The organism is Brevundimonas sp. (assembly GCF_036400995.1).
Taxonomy (GTDB): domain Bacteria; phylum Pseudomonadota; class Alphaproteobacteria; order Caulobacterales; family Caulobacteraceae; genus Brevundimonas.
In genome coordinates this window covers 1-19130 of sequence record NZ_DASWWG010000037.1, presented here as the reverse complement: position 1 = coordinate 19130, position 19130 = coordinate 1, and the positions used below count along the sequence as shown (strand labels likewise).

General features: G+C 69.9%; 20 protein-coding genes. 13 read left to right on the top strand and 7 right to left on the bottom strand.

Annotation, left to right across the window (positions count from 1 at the left end):
- Positions 1 to 3: 3 nt before the first annotated feature.
- Positions 4 to 567: a GGDEF domain-containing protein gene (locus VGE03_RS04910; RefSeq protein WP_331045349.1), complete on the bottom strand. Its 564-nt coding sequence runs from the start codon at positions 565 to 567 to the stop codon at positions 4 to 6.
- 123 nt (positions 568 to 690) lie between these two features.
- Here VGE03_RS04910 and purE point away from each other — a divergent pair, with 123 nt between their 5' ends.
- Positions 691 to 1182, top strand: coding sequence for a 5-(carboxyamino)imidazole ribonucleotide mutase (purE, locus tag VGE03_RS04905; RefSeq protein WP_331045348.1), 492 nt, complete (start codon positions 691 to 693; stop codon positions 1180 to 1182).
- 6 nt (positions 1183 to 1188) lie between these two features.
- Complete coding sequence (locus VGE03_RS04900; protein ID WP_331045367.1) at positions 1189 to 2259, top strand: 5-(carboxyamino)imidazole ribonucleotide synthase; 1071 nt, start codon at positions 1189 to 1191, stop codon at positions 2257 to 2259.
- Positions 2260 to 2289: 30 nt separating this feature from the next.
- On the opposite strand, the gene VGE03_RS04895 is transcribed toward VGE03_RS04900, so the two are convergent.
- Positions 2290 to 2943, bottom strand: a complete 654-nt coding sequence (locus VGE03_RS04895) for a COQ9 family protein (protein ID WP_331045347.1) — start codon at positions 2941 to 2943, stop codon at positions 2290 to 2292.
- A 187-nt stretch (positions 2944 to 3130) separates the two neighbouring features.
- Between VGE03_RS04895 and rpsU the strand changes: the two genes are divergently transcribed.
- Entirely contained in the window at positions 3131 to 3367 is a 237-nt protein-coding gene (gene rpsU / locus VGE03_RS04890; protein WP_331045366.1) for a 30S ribosomal protein S21, read from the top strand.
- 86 nt (positions 3368 to 3453) lie between these two features.
- Here the strand turns inward: rpsU and VGE03_RS04885 are convergent, their stop codons facing one another.
- The 4 genes from VGE03_RS04885 to VGE03_RS04870 are packed head-to-tail and all read right to left on the bottom strand — an operon-like array spanning position 3454 to position 6657.
- Positions 3454 to 3903: an ankyrin repeat domain-containing protein gene (locus tag VGE03_RS04885; RefSeq protein ID WP_331045346.1), complete on the bottom strand. Its 450-nt coding sequence runs from the start codon at positions 3901 to 3903 to the stop codon at positions 3454 to 3456.
- 10 nt (positions 3904 to 3913) lie between these two features.
- Entirely contained in the window at positions 3914 to 4300 is a 387-nt protein-coding gene (locus VGE03_RS04880; protein ID WP_331045345.1) for a hypothetical protein, read from the bottom strand.
- Between the two features lie 3 nt (positions 4301 to 4303).
- Positions 4304 to 5698 carry an ABC transporter permease gene (locus VGE03_RS04875; protein ID WP_331045344.1) on the bottom strand — a complete coding sequence of 465 codons (1395 nt, stop codon included), beginning with the start codon at positions 5696 to 5698 and terminating at the stop codon, positions 4304 to 4306.
- Positions 5695 to 6657 carry an ABC transporter ATP-binding protein gene (locus VGE03_RS04870; RefSeq protein ID WP_331045343.1) on the bottom strand — a complete coding sequence of 321 codons (963 nt, stop codon included), beginning with the start codon at positions 6655 to 6657 and terminating at the stop codon, positions 5695 to 5697. Before VGE03_RS04870 ends, VGE03_RS04875 begins: the two co-directional genes overlap by 4 nt.
- Positions 6658 to 6804: 147 nt before the next feature.
- Between VGE03_RS04870 and VGE03_RS04865 the strand changes: the two genes are divergently transcribed.
- The 6 genes from VGE03_RS04865 to phoB all read left to right on the top strand — a co-directional run bounded on the left by VGE03_RS04865 (position 6805) and on the right by phoB (position 13394).
- Entirely contained in the window at positions 6805 to 8229 is a 1425-nt protein-coding gene (locus VGE03_RS04865) for a sensor histidine kinase (RefSeq protein WP_331045342.1), read from the top strand.
- 136 nt (positions 8230 to 8365) lie between these two features.
- Positions 8366 to 9796, top strand: a complete 1431-nt coding sequence (pstC, locus tag VGE03_RS04860) for a phosphate ABC transporter permease subunit PstC (RefSeq protein ID WP_331045341.1) — start codon at positions 8366 to 8368, stop codon at positions 9794 to 9796.
- Positions 9789 to 11102, top strand: coding sequence for a phosphate ABC transporter permease PstA (gene pstA / locus VGE03_RS04855; RefSeq protein WP_331045340.1), 1314 nt, complete (start codon positions 9789 to 9791; stop codon positions 11100 to 11102). The genes pstC and pstA overlap by 8 nt, the downstream gene beginning before the upstream one ends.
- A 5-nt stretch (positions 11103 to 11107) precedes the next feature.
- Positions 11108 to 11971: a phosphate ABC transporter ATP-binding protein PstB gene (gene pstB / locus VGE03_RS04850; protein ID WP_331045339.1), complete on the top strand. Its 864-nt coding sequence runs from the start codon at positions 11108 to 11110 to the stop codon at positions 11969 to 11971.
- Entirely contained in the window at positions 11971 to 12684 is a 714-nt protein-coding gene (phoU, locus tag VGE03_RS04845) for a phosphate signaling complex protein PhoU (RefSeq protein WP_331045338.1), read from the top strand. Before pstB ends, phoU begins: the two co-directional genes overlap by 1 nt.
- Before the next feature lie 20 nt (positions 12685 to 12704).
- Positions 12705 to 13394, top strand: a complete 690-nt coding sequence (gene phoB / locus VGE03_RS04840; protein ID WP_331045337.1) for a phosphate regulon transcriptional regulator PhoB — start codon at positions 12705 to 12707, stop codon at positions 13392 to 13394.
- A gap of 75 nt (positions 13395 to 13469) precedes the next feature.
- On the opposite strand, the gene VGE03_RS04835 is transcribed toward phoB, so the two are convergent.
- Positions 13470 to 14339 carry a bile acid:sodium symporter family protein gene (locus tag VGE03_RS04835; protein ID WP_331045336.1) on the bottom strand — a complete coding sequence of 290 codons (870 nt, stop codon included), beginning with the start codon at positions 14337 to 14339 and terminating at the stop codon, positions 13470 to 13472.
- A gap of 208 nt (positions 14340 to 14547) precedes the next feature.
- Between VGE03_RS04835 and VGE03_RS04830 the strand changes: the two genes are divergently transcribed.
- The 4 genes from VGE03_RS04830 to VGE03_RS04815 all read left to right on the top strand — a co-directional run.
- The gene (locus VGE03_RS04830) at positions 14548 to 16386 is read left to right on the top strand and encodes a gamma-glutamyltransferase family protein (RefSeq protein WP_331045335.1); all 1839 of its coding nucleotides are present in this window, start codon (positions 14548 to 14550) and stop codon (positions 16384 to 16386) included.
- Between the two features lie 89 nt (positions 16387 to 16475).
- Positions 16476 to 17189, top strand: a complete 714-nt coding sequence (locus tag VGE03_RS04825) for a CPBP family intramembrane glutamic endopeptidase, BDIM_20840 family (protein WP_331045334.1) — start codon at positions 16476 to 16478, stop codon at positions 17187 to 17189.
- Positions 17190 to 17304: 115 nt separating this feature from the next.
- A complete protein-coding gene (locus tag VGE03_RS04820; RefSeq protein WP_331045333.1) occupies positions 17305 to 18330 on the top strand; it encodes an alpha/beta hydrolase in 1026 nt (341 codons plus the stop codon).
- A gap of 93 nt (positions 18331 to 18423) precedes the next feature.
- Positions 18424 to 19130 (top strand): hypothetical protein (locus VGE03_RS04815; protein ID WP_331045332.1); only part of this gene is annotated, 707 nt, incomplete at its 3' end.

The following is a 19130-nucleotide window of genomic DNA, read 5'->3' as shown; positions in this document are numbered from 1 at the left end:
GGCTCAGCGCCCCTTCTTGCGCACCCACATGGCGGCGTCGGCTTCGGCCAGCCAGATTTCCGGATCGGCCTGCCCCGTATAGGCGCGCACGCCGAACGACCCGCCCAGACCGGTCTTCTGCCCGTCGTATTCGAACGGCTCGGACTCCAGCGTCGCCGTCAGCCGTCGGGCCTTCTCGCGGCCCTCATCCAACCCGGCGTTCAGCATCAGCAGGCCGAACTCGTCGCCGCCCAGCCGCCCGAGCGCGTCCGACTCGCGCAGGTTGGCGCGCATCATGGTCGCCACATGCACCAGTGCGGCGTCTCCGGCGGCATGGCCCAGCCTGTCGTTGACGGCCTTGAACCCGTCCAGATCGAGATACAGCAGCACCGCCGGGGTGTCGTGACGCTGGCAATAGGCCATGGCGCCCTTCATCGCCGCCACGAAGCCGCGCCGGTTCAGGGCGGGCGTCAGCACATCGTGATCCGCCGCGGCCTCGGCCGCCTCGGCGCGCGCGCGCAGGGCTTCGAGCTCGGCGCGCAGCCGCTCGATCTCGGCGTAGGGGTCGATGACGGCCGCGTCGGTCACGGGAAAAGGCGTTCTCCGACCGGCGACTCAACACGTCCGGTCCTTGCGAAGCCTAACGCCGTCGGTTGCGGGCGCAACGCGAGTCCTGTATCGCGCCGCTTTCCGCGAGAAAGGCCTCGACTTATGGCGACCGAGACCCCGCCGGTGGCGATCATCATGGGCAGCCGGTCGGACTGGCCGACGATGAAACACGCGGCCGACGCGCTCGACGGGCTCGGCGTTCGCTGGGAAGCCAAGGTCGTCAGCGCCCACCGCACGCCGCAACGGCTGGTCGAGTTCTCGACCGGCGCGCGCGCCGCGGGCTTCAAGGTCATCATCGCCGGCGCCGGCGGCGCGGCCCACCTGCCCGGCATGGCCGCCTCCATGACCGAACTGCCGGTGCTCGGCGTGCCGGTCCAATCCAGGGCGCTGAAGGGCCTCGATAGCCTGCTCTCCATCGTCCAGATGCCCGGTGGCGTCCCCGTCGCCACCCTGGCGATCGGTGAAGCGGGCGCGAAGAACGCGGGCCTGCTGGCCGCGCAGATTCTGGCGCTCAACGACCCCGCCCTGATGGAGCGCCTGGCCGCCTACCGCGACGCCCAGACCGCCTCGGTTCTGGAAACGGTCGAGGACTGAGTGACCCTGCCCCTCCCCCCCGGCTCGACCCTCGGCATTCTCGGCGGCGGCCAGTTGGGCCGCATGCTCAGCCAGGCGGCCTCGCGCCTCGGCTTCAACGTCGTCATCCTCGACCCGGAAGAGAACAGCCCCGCCGGCCGCGTCTCGCAGTGGCAGGTCATCGCCGCCTATGACGACCCCACCGCCCTGAACGTGCTGGGCCGCGTGGCCCAGGCCGTGACCTTCGAGTTCGAGAACGTCCCCGCCGCCTCGGTCCAGACCCTGATGGACAGCGGCGCCGAAGTGGCCCCCGGCGCCCGCGCCCTCGCGGCCGCCCAGGACCGGGTGGACGAAAAGACCTTCCTCAACAGCGTCGGCGCCACCACGGTCGACTTCGCCGCCGTGGACAGCGTGGACGATCTGGTCGCCGGTCTTGAGCGCCTCGGCGTCCCCGCCCTGCTGAAGACCCGCCGCGAGGGCTATGACGGCAAGGGCCAGGTCTGGGTCCGCGCCGTGTCCGAGGCCGCCGACGCCTGGAACGCCATCGGCGGCAAGCCCGCCGTGCTGGAGGCCAGGGCCGCCTTCACCCGCGAGCTCTCGATCATCGCCGCGCGGGGTCGCGACGGTCAGGTCGCCGTCTATCCGCTGGGCGAGAACATCCACGAGGGCGGCGTCCTGCGCACCACCCTGGCCCCGGCCAAGGTGGACAGGAAGACCGACGCCCGCGCCCGCGAGATCGCCACCGCCATCCTGAACGGCCTGGACTATGTCGGCGTGCTGGGGGTCGAGCTGTTCGACCTCGGCAAGGGCAAGCTGCTGGTCAACGAGATCGCGCCGCGGGTCCACAACACCGGCCACTGGACCCAGGACGGCTGTGTCTGCGACCAGTTCGAACAGCACATCCGCGCCGTCGCCGGCTGGCCTCTGGGCCCGACCGAGCCGCACGCCCGGGTCGAGATGACCAATCTGCTGGGCGACGAGGTCGATCGGTGGACGACGCTGGCCGCCGAACCCGACGCCCGCCTGCACCTCTACGGCAAGGCCGAAGCCCGCCCGGGCCGCAAGATGGCCCACGTGAACCGAGTGTCGAAGCTGTAACGGCCTCCCTCTCCCGATGGGAGAGGATCCCTACCCCTTCGCCCCGTACCGCATCCGGCTCAGGGCCTCGGTCATCTTCCGCAGCGGCGCGTCGAAGTCCTTGCCGGCCTTCCACTTCTCGAAGGTCATGACGTTCTCGATGCGGGCGGCGACGAAGGCGTCGGCGCGCTCACGGCCGTCGAACAGCCGCATGGTCAGGGCCGGGATCAGGATGCCCGACAGGATCGTCCGCTTCGAATAGTGATTCCAGTCCGTGGCCGTGTCGCCGGCCCACTGCCAGATCAGGTCCGCGCCTTCCCAGGCCAGTTTCAGCCCCAGATCGGCGTTGACCGGCAGGGCCAGGAAGGCCGCGCATTTCTTCGAGGCTTCCAGATCGGCGGCCGCCGCCTCCAGCCGCGCCGATACGGCCCGGGCGATTCGCTCGCGAATCTTCAGCGACGACGCCTCGACGTCCGAAAGGGTCTCCAGCGCCCGGTCGTCGTGACGGCGCGAGAACAGGGCGGCCAGGTCGCGCGCCCCGTTGGGCAGCAGCAGCTCCTCGTCTCCGAGCGACAGTCCGTTGGCCTCACAGGCGGCCCGCACCAGCCGCGCGTTCCAGCCCAGAGCGGGCGCGCGGGCGATCGCCGCGTCCAGCACGGCCTGCTCCATGCGGTCGGCCCAATCGGGTTCTGGCGTCTGTGTCATGGCGACAGCATAAGCCCGTCGCGCGGGCGTTTCGAGCCTTCACAATGTGCCGCGACGATCTGGACAGACCGGGTCGGCTCGTGTATCTGCCCGCCTTCACTCGCGGACCCCGGTCCGGGAGCACGAATTTTATTTGTCTGCCCGTCTCCCTCACAGGACGCGGCGGGCGGCCAAAGGAGAGTTTCACCTGGTTCAGATTTTCGTCCGCGACAACAACGTCGATCAGGCCCTGAAGGCCCTGAAGAAGAAGATGCAGCGCGAAGGCAGCTTCCGCGAAATGAAGCGTCACGTGCACTACGAAAAGCCGTCGGAAAAGCGCGCTCGCCAGAAGGCTGAAGCCGTCCGCCGCGCCCGCAAGCTGGCCCGCAAGCGCGCCCAGCGCGAAGGCCTGCTGCCGGCGCCGAAGCCGCGCTCGCCCCGGTAAGACCGGGCCGCAAGGCTGAAAGATCAAAGGGCCGCTCCTCCGGAGCGGCCCTTTTCTTTTCCCCTTCTCCCCTCAGGGGAGAAGGATCATTCCGTCGCCATCCCCGCCCGCTCATAAACCGCCGCCAGCCTCGGATTGCCCTCGGCCCACGCCGTCGGCGCCTTGCCCACGCGGTTCAGGTGGTTCGGGTCCGCGCCGGCGGCCAGCAGGCGCGCCACAACCTCGAACGCCGCCTCCCCGTCCACGCCCGGCCCGGCGTAATAGCCCGCCGTCCACAGCGGTCCGTTGCCGTGCTTGTCCGCGGCGTTCGGATCAGCCCCGGCGGCCAGCAGCCGTTCGACCACCGCCAGATGCCGCCCCTGCGCCGCCACATGCAGGGCGCCGTAGCCGTCCTTGTCCGACGCCGTGGGATCAGCGCCGTCCTTCAGCAGCCGTTCCAGCACCTTCAGGTCGCCGTCCATCGCCGCATACCACAGGGGCGAACGGCCATAGGCGTCGACGCCGGGACGCGGTTTTCTCCAGGGCCAGGACGGCATCGGACGCTCCTCAGTCGGCGGGCGTGGCGGCGGGCTCCGGCCACGGACGGCGGCGACACTGGGTCACTTCGCCGGAGCAGAACCACAGATCGAACTCGAAGGTGTCGCCGGGGATCGCCGAGCCGCGCGTCAGCCTGAAGCCGTCGGCGCGCCGCACGGCCATGGCGCCGAACCGGCTCGTCTCGGGCCACTGCCGGACGACCCGGCAATCGTCCAGCCGGTCGGGACGGCGAACCGTGCAGAACAGGGTGACCTGGGCGAACTCTTCCCGGGACGGCGCCGTGACGACCGGCGGACGGTTGGTCGGCAGGCCGGTGCGGTGCATCGGCGCCCGCTCCGGCGCCGCGGCGGCGGGGTCCTGTCCGAGCCCCAGCGCCAGAAGCATCAGCGCCAGCATCGCCTAGTTCCCTCCGCCGCGGATGGCGCCCGCGAAGCTCTTCCAGCTCAGTTTCACATCCGACAGGGCGCCGGCGCGGAAGGCCCGTCCCGAGACCCAGACCATCACGAGCGCGAAGGCGAACATCCCGGCCATGGCGCCGACCAACTCGACCAGCGGCACGTCCGCATGCAGACGGGCCATCATCAGGAAGGGGGTGAAGAAGGGAATCCACGACAGGATCTGGATCACCGGCGCATCCGGCGACCGCAGGGTCATGAACATGACCATGATCGGCACGACCAGCACCATCATGATCGGCCCCATCAGGGTCTGGGCGTCGCGCGGCGTCTCGCAGAAGGCGCCGATGGCCGCGAACAGCACCGCGTACATCAGATAGCCGCCGACCATGAAGGCGACGAACCAGGCCAGTAGCCCGCCGTGCACCAGGATGTCGCCGACCATGGCCGCATACTCCGGCTGGAACAGGAAGAAGGTAGTCGCGCCCAGCCCGCCCCAGGCCGCCAGCATGGTCAGGGTCAGCAGGGCGACGCCCAACACCTTGCCGGTCAGGATCTCGGTCGTGGACGCCGAGGACAGCAGCACCTCGAGGATCTTGTTCGACTTCTCCTCCATCACGCTGTTCAGCAGGATCGAGGCGCCGGTGATGATCAGCGACCACAGCAGGAAGCCCCCGCCCAGCCCGATCAGCATCGGCAGCTTGTCACGGAACGAGACCGCGCCGTCTCCGGTCGACTGGGGCGAGAAGGCCTTCACCTCAGGCCGGAATTTCTCGGCCGCCTCGACCACCCCGGCGTCGATGCCGGCGCCCTCGAAGACGGTCTTGCGGTTGGCCGACCGCAGGGCGTCGCGGACAAAGTCCTCGACGGTGTCGTCGGTGGCCCGGGCGCTCCACACGCGCGCGGCGGGCTTGCCCTGGGCGTCGCGGCTCAGGAAGACCACCGCATCCAGACGCTGCTCCTTGGGGGTCTCGTCGGTCAGGTGACGGCGCACGGCGGCGTCCTGCGCCGCCCCCGGCGCGGCCGAGGCGATGTCGGCGGGCGTCGGCACGATCTTCAGCGAGGGCCGCGACAGGGACGCCATCGCGCCCTGGGTCGCGGCCGGATTGGCGGCTCCCCCGCTGGCGGCCGCCGCCTTCTTCAGGGCCTCCTCGGTCCGCTCGCGTTGACGGTCGGCGTCCCGGCGCAGGGCGTCCTGGATCGAGGCCGCCAGCCCGGCGGCCTGCGGTCCCTCTTCGATGACCACGACCTCGCGCGCCGGTTCGGACGACTTGATCAGGATCGGAATGGCCCCGCCCAGCACAGCGAAGAGGGGGAAGGCCAGCAGCGACAGCCAGAAGCCGGCGGTCATGGCGTAGGCGGCGTATTCGCGCCGCGCGATCAGCAGCATGCGTTTCATCGGGCGGCCTCCGCGCCGGTCGGCTTCACGGACTGGTCGACATCGGGCCGGTCGCCCGTCAGGTCGATGAAGGCGTCATGCAGGGTCGGCTCGCGCAGTTCGAAGCGGCGCACGTCCAGTCCGCCGATGAAGGCGGCCTTCAGGGCCTCCTGCCCGTGCGCCCCCTGCGCCAGCGCGGCCTTCAGCACCCGCACGCCGTCGGCATCCGACGTGATCTCCACCCCGGTCACGCCCGGCAGGCGTCCGGCCTGATCCGGGTCGATGGCGCCTTCCAGCTCCAGGAAGCGCCGCGACGTCGCGCGCGCCTCGGCGATCGTGCCCTCGAAGGCCTTCCGCCCCCGCGCCAGCAGCACGACCTTGTCGCACAGCCGCTCGGCGTGCTGCATCACATGGGTCGAGAACAGGACCGTGGCCCCGTCCGCGGCCAGGCCCCGGATCATCTGCTCCAGCCCCTGCTGGTTCACCGGGTCCAGCCCGGAGAAGGGCTCGTCCAGGATCACGAACTCGGGGCGATGCACCACCGAGGCGATCAACTGGACCTTCTGGGCCATCCCCTTGGACAGCTCCTTCATCTTCTTGCGCTTGGACGCGCCCAGTCCCTGGGCGTCCAGCATCTCCCTGGCCCGCTTGCGGCCCTCGCCCAGCGGCAGGCCCTTCAGCGAACCGAAGAAGGCGATGGCGTCCACCGGCGTCATCTTCTTGTAGAGGCCGCGTTCCTCCGGAAGGAAGCCGATCCGGTCGCGCACCCGGCGGCCGTCGTCGGCGCCCAGGATGGTGATCTTGCCCGCCGTCGCCGGCTGCAGGCCCAGGATCATCCGCAGGGTCGAGGTCTTGCCCGCCCCGTTCGGCCCCAGGAAGCCGCAGATCGATCCCTTGGGCACCTCAAAGCTGAGATCGCGCACGGCCTGAAACTCGCCGTACCGCTTGCTCACGCCCTCCAGCGTCAGAGCCGCCGTCATATGCCCCTCCATAACAACTCGGACGAAGCCTAGGAGTGTAAAGGACGTTTGACAACCCGCACCGGACCGGTTCGCGGATCGATTGTCATGAATTCCATGTCATGTTCGGTGCATACGACTCACCCCGCCCCTGTCCGCCGGATGGCAATGCCCTACGAAGCCTCGCAGTCCCCCGTCGCGCCGTCCTCGGCCTCGCGCCTCTGGACGGTCGGCGCCAGCGCGGGGATTTCGGTGGCGACCCTGCTGGTGCTGGCCGTGTTCCATCGGTCGCTGGCGCCCTGGCTGATCAGCGCGGCCCTTCTGGTCAGCGCCTTCACCTGGGCGGTGAACCGGCGCCCCGGGCGTCCGGACCTGTCGGGCGAAGCCGAGCCCAGCGTCGCGCCGGCGTCTCCGACCGCGGCCGACCAATGGCTTCTCGAGCACGCCTTCGAGGCGCTGGGCGATCCCGTGCTGGTGGTCTCAGGCGGCGAGGCGGACGACATCGCCGGGCGTCGCGTGGTGCTGGCCAACGCCGCGGCGCGCGAGCTTTTCCGCATCCAGCGCGAGGGGGCCCTGCTGGTCTCGGCCGTGCGGGAGCCTTCGGTGCTCGAGGCGATCGACGAGGCCCTGTTCGGCGGCGTGGCCCGGACCACCGACTACGCGGGCGTCGGCGCCCAGACCCGGCACTGGCGCGCCCTGACCCGTCCCCTGCCCGCCCCGCCCGGCGACGGCACCCTGGCCCTGCTGGTGCTGCGCGACGAAACCGACGTGCGCCGCATGGAGCTGATGCGGGTCGACTTCCTGGCCAACGCCTCGCACGAGCTGAAGACCCCGCTGGCCTCGCTGGCGGGCTTCATCGAGACGCTCAAGGGCCACGCCAAGGATGATCCCAAGGCCCGCGACCGCTTCCTCGACATCATGGCCGTGCAGGCCGATCGCATGAGCCGGCTGGTCGCCGACCTGCTGTCGCTCAGCCGGATCGAGCTCAACGAGCACGTGCCCCCGTCGGGCCGGGTCGACCTGGCTCGCGCCGCCGTCGACGTCATGGACGCCGTCTCCATCCTGTCCGCCGAACGCGCCGTCAGCGTGAAGCTGAACGACCGCGAGCTTTCCGCCCCGGTCCACGGCGACCGCGACGAGATCGTCCAGGTGGTCCAGAACCTCGTCGACAACGCGATCAAATACTCGCCGTCCGGCGACACGGTGGATGTCGTCATCCGCCCCGACGTCTCGCTGGACGAGGCCGCCGCCCCCTGGTCGGGCGGCAATCGCGAGGGCGGGATCACCCGCCTGCCGCTGGTCACCCCGGACCGCGAACCCGGCAAGCGCTACGCCGCCATCACCGTGCGGGACCACGGCCCCGGCATGGCCCGCGAACACCTGCCCCGCCTGACCGAGCGCTTCTACCGCGTCGAGGGCCAGAAGAGCGGCGAGCGTCAGGGCACCGGCCTCGGCCTCGCCATCGTCAAACACATCGTCAATCGCCATCGCGGCGGCCTGACGGTGGAAAGCGCGCCGGGACAGGGGGCGGTCTTCACCGCCTATTTCCCCATCGCCGAAAAGCGGACCCCGCCCCAGACGACCGCCGCGTGACGGCCCTGCGACAAAGGGCCTGTCAGCGTAACAGAACTGTCACGCAGCCGTCTTAATCCGCTGACCATTCAAGGGCAGTTTCCGCCGCGGGGCGAACCGGGCGACCGGACTGTTCCGATTCTCCTCCCGGATCCTCATGACCTGGCTCTTTCTGCCGATCCTGATCGCCGCAGCCGTCGCCGCCTATTTCGGCGCGCGGAAACTGGCGTCCCTGCGCGCCCGGGGCGAACGCGCCCACTCCCGTCCGGCCCAGCACGGGGCCTACGCCCTGATCTGGACCGCGGTCCCGGCCCTCGTCGTCCTGATCGGCGCCTCGATCTTCACCGCGCCCGTCGAGCATCAGCTGATGGCCTCCGGCGCGCCCGAGGCCGTTCAGCAGCTTGAGCCCTTCCGTCGTCAGGCCTTCTACGCCGACGCCCAGGCGGTCGGCGCGGGCCGCGAGGCCATGCAGATCTGGCCCGCCCCCTACGCCGAACTGCTGCCGCAGGAAGGCCGCCGCGCCGACCGCATCCACACCATGCTGTCGCTGGCCGGCGTCGTCGGCGCCGCCCTGGCCGCCCTGCTCGGCGCCCTGTTCGTGTTCAGCCAGATCCGCCCGGGCATGCGCGCCCGCAACCGGGTCGAGGGCTGGATCGTCGGCGCCCTGTTCGCCTGCTCGGCCGTCGCCGTCCTGACCACGCTCGGCATCGTCGCCTCGCTGGTCTACGATTCGATCCGCTTCTTCTCGTCGGTGCCGATCACCGAGTTCCTGTTCGGGACCCAGTGGAGCCCGCAGACCGCCATCCGCGCCGACCAGGTCGGCTCCTCCGGCGCCTTCGGGGCCCTGCCGCTGTTCGCCGGCACCTTCCTGATCATGGTCATCGCCATGATCGTCGCCGCCCCGATCGGCCTGTTCTCGGCCATCTACCTGTCGGAGTACGCCGGCCCGACCTTCCGGGCGACGGTCAAGCCGATCCTCGAAATCCTCGCGGGCGTTCCGACCGTGGTCTACGGCTTCTTCGCCGCCCTGACCGTCGGCCCGGCCATGCGCGTCTTCTTCAACACCATCGGAAGCTGGTTCGTCGGCGGTCCGCTGGACGGGCTGGGCCAGTATCTGATGCTGGTCCAGAATCAGATGGCCCTCGTCGCCGGCGGCGTCATGGGCATCATGCTGATCCCCTTCGTCAGCTCGCTGTCGGACGACATCATCAACGCCGTGCCCCAGTCGCTGCGCGACGGTTCCTACGCCATGGGCGCGACCAAGTCCGAGACGGTGAAGCGCGTCCTGCTGCCCGCCGCCCTGCCCGGCGTCGCCGGCGCCATGCTGCTGGCCATGTCGCGCGCCATCGGCGAGACCATGATCGTCACCATGGCCGCGGGCCTCGCCGCCAAGCTGACCCTCAACCCGCTCGAGACCGTGACCACCGTCACCGTCCAGATCGTCACCCTTCTGACCGGCGACCAGGAGTTCAACAGCCCCAAGACGCTGTCGGCCTTCGGTCTCGGCCTGACCCTGTTCCTCGTGACCCTGCTGCTGAACATCGTCGCCCAGCGCATCGTCCAGACCTACCGGCAGCAATATGACTGACGCAGCCGACCACGCTCCCGTTCCCGCCGCCGATGCTGTCGCCGACGCCCGCGTCGACCGCCTGCGCTCGGGCCTGAAGAAGCGCTACGCCCGCGAGAGCCGGTTCCGCCTGTACGGCCTGCTGGCCATCGGCGTCGCCGTCGGCTTCCTGCTGCTGCTGCTCGGCCGCATCATCGAGCAGGGCCACACCGCCTTCTACAGCCACTCGGTGACCCTGCCGGTCTACATGGACCCGGCCCGCGTCGACCGCGCCTATCCGCAAGGCACCAATTTCGAGCTGCTGGTCGCCGAACAGCAGCTGGCCCGCATGGGCGAACAGGACGACGCCCAGGGCTCCAAGGCCGCGGCCCTGCGCAGCCTGTTCTCGTCCGAGCTGAAGTTCGTCGCTGCCGAGCGCGTCACCCGCCAGCCGGGCCTGATCGGCCAGACGGTCATGATCGCCGCCCCGACCTCGGACGACGCCGACCTGTACTTCAAGGGCGAAATCTCCAAGGCGACTCCCGCCGACCAGCGCCGCCTGACCGACCAGCAGATCGCCTGGCTGGACCGGATGAAGGCCGACGGCCACGTCTCGTCGCACTTCAACACCGCCATCTTCACCAAGGGCGACTCGACCGAGCCCGAGCTCGCCGGCGTCCTGGGCGCCGTCATCGGCTCGGCCCTGATGCTGCTGGTCACCGCCCTGATCGCCATTCCGCTGGGCGTCGGCGCGGCCCTGTACCTCGAGGAGTTCGCCCCGAAGAACCGGATAACGGACATCATCGAGGTCAACATCAACAACCTCGCCGCCGTGCCTTCGATCATCTACGGCCTGCTGGGTCTGGCCCTGTTCATCAACTGGATGCACCTGCCCCGCGCCAGCCCGCTGGTCGGCGGCCTGGTCCTGGCCCTGATGGCCCTGCCGACCATCATCATCGCCACCCGCTCCTCGCTGAAGGCGGTGCCGCCGTCGATCCGCGAGGCCGCCCTGGCCATGGGCGCGTCGAAGACCCAGACGGTCTTCCAGCACACCCTGCCGCTGGCCATGCCCGGCGTGATGACCGGCGCCATCATCTCGATGGCCCACGCGCTCGGCGAGACCGCCCCGCTGCTGCTGATCGGCATGGTCAGCTTCGTGCCGGGCCTGCCGCACAGCATCGTCGAGCCCGCGGGCGCCCTGCCCTCGCTCGTCTACATCTGGGAGAACGCGTCGGAACGCGCCTTCCACGAGCGGACCGCCGCCGCGATCCTGGTCCTGCTCGCCTTCATGATCGTCATGAACGCCGCCGCCATCCTGCTGCGCCGGCGCTTCGAACGCCGGTGGTAAGCCCCATGTTCTCGAAAATCTTCCGCGCCGCTGACGGCTCCGAAGGCGGCGCGCCCGCTGACGACGTCGTGGTCGCCGCCCCGACCGTCACCCCGAGCACCGGCCCGATCGGCCCGACCAAGATCGCCGCGCGCGACGTGTCGGTCTTCTACGGCGGCAAGCAGGCCCTGTACGACGTCTCGCTGGACATCCCTGACAAGACCGTCACCGCCCTGATCGGCCCGTCGGGCTGCGGCAAGTCGACCTTCCTGCGGACCATGAACCGCATGAACGACACCATCTCGCACGCCAAGGTCACCGGCCGCATCGAGATGGACGGCGAGGACATCAACGCGAAGGCGGTCGATCCCGTGCTGCTGCGCGCCCGCGTCGGCATGGTGTTCCAGAAGCCGAACCCCTTCCCCAAGTCGATCTACGAGAACGTCGCCTACGGCCCGCGCATCCACGGCCTGGCCTCCTCGAAGGCCGAGCTGGACGTCATCGTCGAGGCCTCGCTGAAGCGCGCCGGCCTGTGGGACGAGGTCGCCGACCGCCTGCACGCCCCGGGCACCGGCCTGTCGGGCGGCCAGCAACAGCGTCTGGTCATCGCCCGCGCCATCGCGGTCGAGCCGGAAGTCATCCTGATGGACGAGCCCTGCTCGGCCCTGGACCCGATCGCCACCGCCAAGATCGAGGAACTGATCGACGAGTTGCGCGAGCGCTACTGCATCGTCATCGTCACCCACTCGATGGCCCAGGCCGCCCGCGTCTCGCAGCGCACCGCCTTCTTCCACCTCGGCCGTCTGGTCGAGACCGGCCCGACCGAGGAAATCTTCACGAATCCGCGCGAGCGGCGCACCCTCGACTACATCACGGGGCGCTTCGGCTGATGAACCAGCACACCGTCAAGGCCTACGGGGACGAGCTGAACCAGCTGACCGCCGAGGTCGCCCGCATGGGCGGTCTGGCCGAGGCCCAGGTCGCCGACGCCGTCGATTCCGTGGCCCGCCGCGACGTGGCCCTCGCCCGCGCCGTCGTGGATCGCGACAGCCGTCTCGATTCCATGCACCGCGACATCGAGAAGAAGGCCATCCGCCTGATCGCCCTGCGCCAGCCGGTCGCCTCTGACCTGCGCAAGACCCTGTCGGCGATGAAGCTGGCGGTCGATCTGGAGCGCACCGGCGACCTGGCCAAGAACATCGCCAAGCGCGCGCTCATCCTCGCCGAGGGCGAGCCGATGCAGCCCCTGACCCGCTCCATCGAGCGGATGGGCAAGCTGGTCTCCATGCGCCTGCGCGACGTGCTCGACGCCTATGCGGTCGGTGAAGTCGATCGCGCCATCGCCGTCTGGAACACCGACGACGAGGTGGACGAGCACTACAACGCCCTGTTCCGTGAACTGCTGACCTACATGATGGGCGACCCGCGCACGATCAGCGCCTGCACCCACTTGCTGTTCATGGCCAAGAACCTGGAACGCATCGGCGACCACGCGACCAACATCGCCGAGACCATCCACTACGAAATCACCGGTCTGGAGTTCACGGGCGAACGCCCGCGCTGGAACCCCGAGACCGACGGCGACCTGCCGACCACCGCCTGACACCGACCGGAGAGCCTGACGTGCAGCCCTATGTTCTGGTGATGGAAGACGAGGACGCGCTGGCGACGCTGCTGTCCTACAACCTCGAAAAAGAGGGCTACAAGGTCGTCGTCGCCTCGGACGGCGAGGAGGGCATGCTCCAGATCGACGAGCGCCTGCCCGACCTGGTCCTGCTGGACTGGATGCTGCCCAAGCTGTCGGGCATCGAGGTCTGCCGCCGCATCCGCGGCCGCTCCGAGACCCGCAACCTGCCGATCATCATGCTGACCGCGCGCGGCGAGGAATCCGACCGCGTGCGCGGCCTGGACACCGGCGCCGACGACTATCTGACCAAACCCTTCTCGATGACCGAGCTGACGGCCCGCATCCGCGCGGTCCTGCGCCGCATCCGTCCGGGTCTGGCCGACGACCGCATCAACCACGGCGACATCGTCATCGACCGCGTCGCCCACCGCGTCCGCCGCGCCGGCCTCGAGATCCACCTGGGGCCCACCGAGTTCCGCCTGCTCGACCACTTCATGCAGCACCCGGGCCGGGTGTTCAGCCGCGAACAGCTGCTGGACGCCGTCTGGGGCTCGGACGTCTACGTCGAGGCCCGCACCGTCGACGTCCACGTCGGCCGCCTGCGCAAGGCCCTGAACGTCGAAGGCACCGTCAACCCGATCCGCACCGTGCGTTCCGCCGGCTACTCGCTGGATCTGGGGGGCTGACTCAAATCCTTCTCCCCTTGAGGGAGAAGGTGGCCCGGAGGGCCGGATGAGGGGTGGCTCACCGCCGCCTGAATCTCAGACCGATACTTCCTCCTTCTTCCCCCGCGTGATCAACACCCCGAACGCCGCCGCCAGCGGGAACATCAGCACGCCATAGACCGCCGCCGGCAGTGACATGTCGGGGTTCTGCAGCACCGAGCGCGCGATCACGATGGCCAGCGTCGCATTGTGCAGCCCGACCTCGAACGCACTGGCCACCGCCTGCGACCGCTCGATCTTCAGCAGGCGTGGAACCACGAACCCGATCCCAAGGCTCAGCACGCAGAAGGTCACCACGATCCCCGCCAGCGCGCCCAGATTGCTCACCAGCACATCGAACTGGGCCGACACCGCGCCGATGATCACCAGCGTCAGGATCACCACCGAGGCCAGGCGCACCGGCTTGTCCATGGCCGCCGCAAAGCCCGGCTTCAGCCCCCGCACCAGCATGCCTAGCGCCACCGGCGCCAGCACGATCACGAACACTTCCACCGTCTTGGCCAGTTGCAGTCCGACCTGACCGCCGTCCGGCTGAAGGATCGCCAGCGACAGGTTCACCACGATCGGCAGGGTCGCCACCGCGATGACCGAGTTGATCGCCGTCAGGCTGATGTTCAGCGCCACGTCGCCCCGGAACAGGTGGCTGTAGAGGTTCGCCGTCGTCCCGCCCGGCGAGGCCGCCAGCAGCATCATCCCCACCGCCAGCACCGGCGGCAGGTTGAACAGCAGCACCAGCCCGAAACAGACCAGTGGCAGCAGAATGAGCTGGCAGGCCAGCGCCACGGCCACCGCCTTGGGCCGTCGCCCGATCCGCACGAAATCACCGGGCGTCAGGCTGAGCCCCAGCCCGAACATGATGATCCCCAGCGCAATCGGCAGACCGATGACGGTGATGGCTGACCCCATGGCCCTGTCTCCCCCGGAGCGCTGTCCCGCGCCTCTTCGGAGATCAGCGTGTCACGCCCCGGGAACCCCGCCAAGCGACGACGCGTCGCAGTGGCTACAGCAAATCCTTCTCCCCTTGAGGGAGAAGGACATCCGCATCCCCGACGGACCACCTTCACAGCGGCGTTCAACCCGTTAGGGTCCCCCGCAAATTTCGTGGAGTCTGCCGATGCGTCGTCGCACCTTCCTGTCGACCCTGCCCGCCGGGGCGCTTCTGGCCGGGAGCGGGCTCGCCAACGCGCAGACCCCGCAAGCAACACCGCAAGCTCCCGCGACCCCGCCCCGTCCCGCGCCGCGTCCCGATCCCTACGCCGGAATCGGCATCGGCGACCGCATCACCGGACCGAAATTCGTGGGCCGTTCCACGGTCTATGGAGCCAACGGCGCCGCCGCCACGGCCCATCCGCGCGCCACCCTGATCGGCATCGACACCCTGCGGCGCGGCGGTTCGGCCATCGACGCGGCCATCGCCATCAACGCGGCCCTCGGCTTCCTCGAGCCCGTGGCCAACGGCATCGGCGGCGACGCCTTCTGCATGCTGTGGGACCCGGCCCGGCGCAAGGTCGTCGGCTTCAACGGTTCGGGCAACAGCCCCCTCGGCCTGTCGCTGGAGACGGCGCGGTCCAGGGCCCGCCCCAACGGCCACCTGCCCTCCTACGGCGCGGTCACCGTCAACGTCCCGGGCACCGTCGACGCCTGGTGGAGCGCCCACCAGCGCTACGGCAAGCTGCCCTGGCGCGACGTCCTGCTGCCGGTGGCCGAGCTGTGCGAGCAGGGGGTGCCGGTCCCGCAGGTCATCGCCTGGTACCTCGAGCGCAACATGGCGATCTTCGACCGGTCGTCGCGGCTGATCGAGGAGAACGACAACCGCAAGGTGGTCTATGCGCCGGGCGGCCGCGTGCCCGGCGTGGGCGAGGTGTTCGCCAATCCCTTCCTCGGGCGGACCTACCGGGCCATCGCCGAAGGCGGGCGCGACGCCTTCTACGACGGCCCGCTGGCCGAGGCGATCGAGCGCTATTTCCGCCGCATCGGCGGCTGGATGACCCGGGCCGATCTGGCCGCCCACCGCACCGAGTGGGTCGAGCCGATCCGCACCACCTATCGCGGGGTCGAGGTCTACGGCCTGGGACCGAACACCCAGGGCCTGTCGACCAACCAGATCCTCAATGTCTGCGAACAGTTCGATCTCGCCGGCATGGGCTTCCAGTCCGCCGCCTCGATCCACCACCAGGCCGAGGCCAAACGGCTGGCCTTCGAGGATCGGGCCCGCTTCTTCGCCGACCAGAGGTTCGCCGCGGCCCCGGTCGAATGGCTGAACTCCAAGGCGTACGCGGCCGAGCGCGCCCGCCTGATCCGGTCCGACCGGGTCATGGACCGGGTCTTCCCCGGCGACGCGCCGACCCAGGGCGACACCACCTACTTCTCGGTCGCCGACAGCGACGGGATGATGGTCAGCTGGATCCAGTCCAACTACCGCGGCATGGGCTCCGGCCTCGCCCCCGACGACGGCGAGCGCCCCCTGGGCTTCATGTTCCAGGACCGGGGGGAGCTGTTCAGCCTGAGGGACGGCAGCCCCAACCTCTACGCCCCCGGCAAGCGGCCCTTCCACACCATCATCCCCGGCTTCGCCTGCAAGGACGGCGAGCCGTGGATGGCCTTCGGCGTGATGGGCGGCGGCATGCAGCCGCAGGGCCAGGCCCAGATCATCGTCAACATGGTCGACTACGGGCTGGAGCCGCAGGCGGCCGGCGACGCGCCGCGCTGGCAGCACGAGGGCTCCTCCGAACCGACCGGCCAGCCGGCCGAGGGGACCGGCGTCCTGCACCTCGAGAGCGGCGTGCCCGAGGCGACGAAGGCGCAGCTGACCGCCATGGGCTGGACGCTCGGCCCGCCCAACGGCGGCTTCGGCGGCTACCAGAACGTGGTGCGCCAGCCGAACCCGGGCGGGCGCTGGACGTACGGGGCGGCGACCGAGATGCGCAAGGACGGCATCGCGCTGGCGTACTGAGACCGCGCCGCCGGGTTAAATCGCCGTAAGGCGCATCCGTCGCCTCCCGGCCCCGCCTCTTGCGAGCGAGATGGATGGGGGCGCGAGGCATGCCTGACGCGATCTGGGTGCTGGTAGGCTGGGTCGGCGTCACGGCCGCGGCGGGGCTGGTCTGCGCCGTCCTGGCGCGCGGGCGGGTGCGCTGGCTGTGGCTGGCCTCGGCCCTGCTGCTGATGGCGGCTTACGACGCCCTGCTGACGCGCGGCTACGGTTACATCCCGCTCGACTTCGGCCCGTCCGACTGGAACTGGGAGGGCAAGGCGCTGGCGGTGGCGCTGTCGCTCGGCGTCGCGGCCGCGCTCGGCTTCCGGCGCACCGGCGTGACGTTGCGGCACTACCGCACCGGCCTGCCCGGCGCGCTGGCCCTTTCGGCCGTTCTCGTCGCCCTGTTCCTGGGGCTCGCCCTGTATTTCCCCGGAGAGCCGACGACCGCGGACACCCTCGCCTTCCAGCTGACCATGCCCGGGCTGGACGAGGAGCTGTTTTACCGCGGCGTCCTGCTGGTCATGCTCAACGAGGCCTTCGGCCGGCCGCTGTCGGTGCTCGGCGCGCCGATGGGCTGGGGCGCGCCTGTCTCCTCCGTCGCCTTCGGCCTGACCCACGCGCTCGGCTACGCGGACGGCGGCTACAGCTTCGACGCCATGGCCATGGCCCTGACCGGCGGGCCGGCCCTGTTGCTGGTGTGGCTCCGCGAGAAGACCGGCAGCCTGGTCCTGCCGATCCTGCTGCACAACTTCGCGAACAGCATCTTCCATCTGGTCTAAGCTTTGCCTTAAGCGGAGCCTGAACCTTCTTTAACATGCATCCAGCCCGACGCCGGGCCGCCTCTGTCCGGTGCGGACATCCTCCCTCCGTCGCCTGTCAATGAACTGGAGTCCCATGCGTCCCCTTCTGCTCGTCCCCGCCCTGTCCCTTCTCCTCCCGGGCCTCGCCCTCGCCCAGACCCGCGAGGCGGTCCGCGTCTCCGTCGACGAGGTCGTTCTGGCCGGCGAACTGGTCCTTCCGGAGGAAGCTCCGCGGGCGGCGGTGGTGCTGGTCCAGGGGGCGGGGCCGCACGGCCGCGACCAGGTGATCTCCGGAGCCCCGATGTTCGGACAGCTGGCCGAACAGCTGGCCGCCCGCGGCATCGCCAGCCTGCGCATCGACAACGCCGGCGTGGGTGAATCGACGGGCGAGAAGCCGCGTCACTTCCGCGACCGCATCCCGCACATCACCGCGGCGCTGGACCTGCTGGCCGGTCACCCTGCGGTCTCCGCCGCGCCGGTCGGCCTCGTCGCCCACAGCGAGGGAACCTTCGTCGCCGGCGAGGTGTGGAGCGCGCGCGACGAGGCGATCGACTTCCTCGTGCTGCTCGGCGCCCCGGGTCGGCAGGGGCGCGAGGTCTGGGTCGACCAGCAGTCCAATCCGGAGCGTTTCCCGGAGCGCAGCGCCGAAGACCTCATCCGCATCCGTGACGGCTTCGACCGGGTCGCCGCCGCCTCGATCTCCGGCGACCGCGCCGCTGTCGAGACCGCGACCGACGCCCTGTTCGCCGTCATCGGCCTGTCGCCGGAGGAGCTCGCCGAGGTGCGACCGGACTTCGTCGACCGCATGGCCAGCCCCGAGATGCAGGTCCTGCTCGGCCACGACCCCGCGCCGGCGTTCGGGCGCATCACCGACCCGGTGCTGGCGGTGTGGGGCGGCATCGACCCGCTGACAGCGCCGGCGCTGAACCTCCCACCCGTACTGGCCAATCGGCACCCCGACAGCCGTCTGACCATCGTGGTCCTGCCCGACGAGGAGCACTTCTTCCTGCGCGGCGACGGCCTCGAGCCGGGCCGGCACGCCTTCGGCAAGATGAGCCTCAGCCCCCGGCTGGCGTCGACCATCGACCACTGGCTGGGCGGCGAGACCTTCGCGGAGTAGCTCGACGCCCCTGGCGGTGGGCCGGCCGGCCACAATGGCGCCAAGGTTCAACCGGCGAATGTCCTCAGATAGAGGGCATAACCGGAGGTTCCTATGATCGCTCTTGCGACCGCGGCCCTGCTCGCGGTTCAGCCGACGTGCTCTGCACCGCTCGGCGCCGGGCCACTCCTGAACCAGCCGCAACGGATCCTCGTGGTGGGCGAGACCCATGGCACCGTCGAGGCGCCGGCTGCCTTCCTCGGGCTCGTCTGCGAGGCGGCCCGGCAGGGGCCCGTTACGGTCGGTCTCGAGATGCCGGAGAGCGACCAGGCGCTGCTGGACTTCGTCATGGAGGCGACCGACGAGGCGACCGCGGCGCGAATCCTGCGCGGCGGGGACTTCGGCGACCCGCGTCGCAACGACGGCCGGAACAGCCAGGCCATGTTCGACATGATCCTCGGCTTCTGGCGGCTGAAGGCGGCGGGACACGATATCGCGCTGCGCCCCTTTGCGCCGCGCATGTCGTTCATCCGGGGGCGCTCCCAGGGCTGGTGGGAGCTCGAGATGGGCTATCGGATGAGCCGACCTCTCGTCGATCGGCCCGAAGCTCGCCTGCTGATCCTCGTCGGCGACCTCCACGCCCGGAAGATCGGCTACGGAGACAGGGGCGGAATTGGCCTGCCGGCCGCCGGCCACCTGCATCCGGCCGACACCCTCACCCTGCATTTCGCCCAACAGGGCGGCGAGAGCTGGAGTTGCCAGCCAGACTGCGGAGTTCAATCCGTCTTCACCGCCTACAACGCTGAAGTGCGAGGGATTGT

Excerpts from the sequence above, each read along its gene's own strand:
- VGE03_RS04820 (WP_331045333.1), top strand. The coding sequence starts at position 17,305 with ATGCGTCCCCTTCTGCTCGTCCCCGCCCTGTCCCTTCTCCTCCCGGGC.
- purE (WP_331045348.1), top strand. The coding sequence starts at position 691 with ATGGCGACCGAGACCCCGCCGGTGGCGATCATCATGGGCAGCCGGTCG.
- VGE03_RS04865 (WP_331045342.1), top strand. The coding sequence starts at position 6,805 with ATGCCCTACGAAGCCTCGCAGTCCCCCGTCGCGCCGTCCTCGGCCTCG.
- VGE03_RS04885 (WP_331045346.1), bottom strand. The coding sequence starts at position 3,903 with ATGCCGTCCTGGCCCTGGAGAAAACCGCGTCCCGGCGTCGACGCCTAT.
- VGE03_RS04880 (WP_331045345.1), bottom strand. The coding sequence starts at position 4,300 with ATGCTGGCGCTGATGCTTCTGGCGCTGGGGCTCGGACAGGACCCCGCC.
- pstC (WP_331045341.1), top strand. The coding sequence starts at position 8,366 with ATGACCTGGCTCTTTCTGCCGATCCTGATCGCCGCAGCCGTCGCCGCC.
- VGE03_RS04875 (WP_331045344.1), bottom strand. The coding sequence starts at position 5,698 with ATGAAACGCATGCTGCTGATCGCGCGGCGCGAATACGCCGCCTACGCC.
- VGE03_RS04830 (WP_331045335.1), top strand. The coding sequence starts at position 14,548 with ATGCGTCGTCGCACCTTCCTGTCGACCCTGCCCGCCGGGGCGCTTCTG.
- VGE03_RS04895 (WP_331045347.1), bottom strand. The coding sequence starts at position 2,943 with ATGACACAGACGCCAGAACCCGATTGGGCCGACCGCATGGAGCAGGCC.
- VGE03_RS04870 (WP_331045343.1), bottom strand. The coding sequence starts at position 6,657 with ATGACGGCGGCTCTGACGCTGGAGGGCGTGAGCAAGCGGTACGGCGAG.
- phoU (WP_331045338.1), top strand. The coding sequence starts at position 11,971 with ATGAACCAGCACACCGTCAAGGCCTACGGGGACGAGCTGAACCAGCTG.
- pstA (WP_331045340.1), top strand. The coding sequence starts at position 9,789 with ATGACTGACGCAGCCGACCACGCTCCCGTTCCCGCCGCCGATGCTGTC.
- VGE03_RS04835 (WP_331045336.1), bottom strand. The coding sequence starts at position 14,339 with ATGGGGTCAGCCATCACCGTCATCGGTCTGCCGATTGCGCTGGGGATC.
- VGE03_RS04825 (WP_331045334.1), top strand. The coding sequence starts at position 16,476 with ATGCCTGACGCGATCTGGGTGCTGGTAGGCTGGGTCGGCGTCACGGCC.
- pstB (WP_331045339.1), top strand. The coding sequence starts at position 11,108 with ATGTTCTCGAAAATCTTCCGCGCCGCTGACGGCTCCGAAGGCGGCGCG.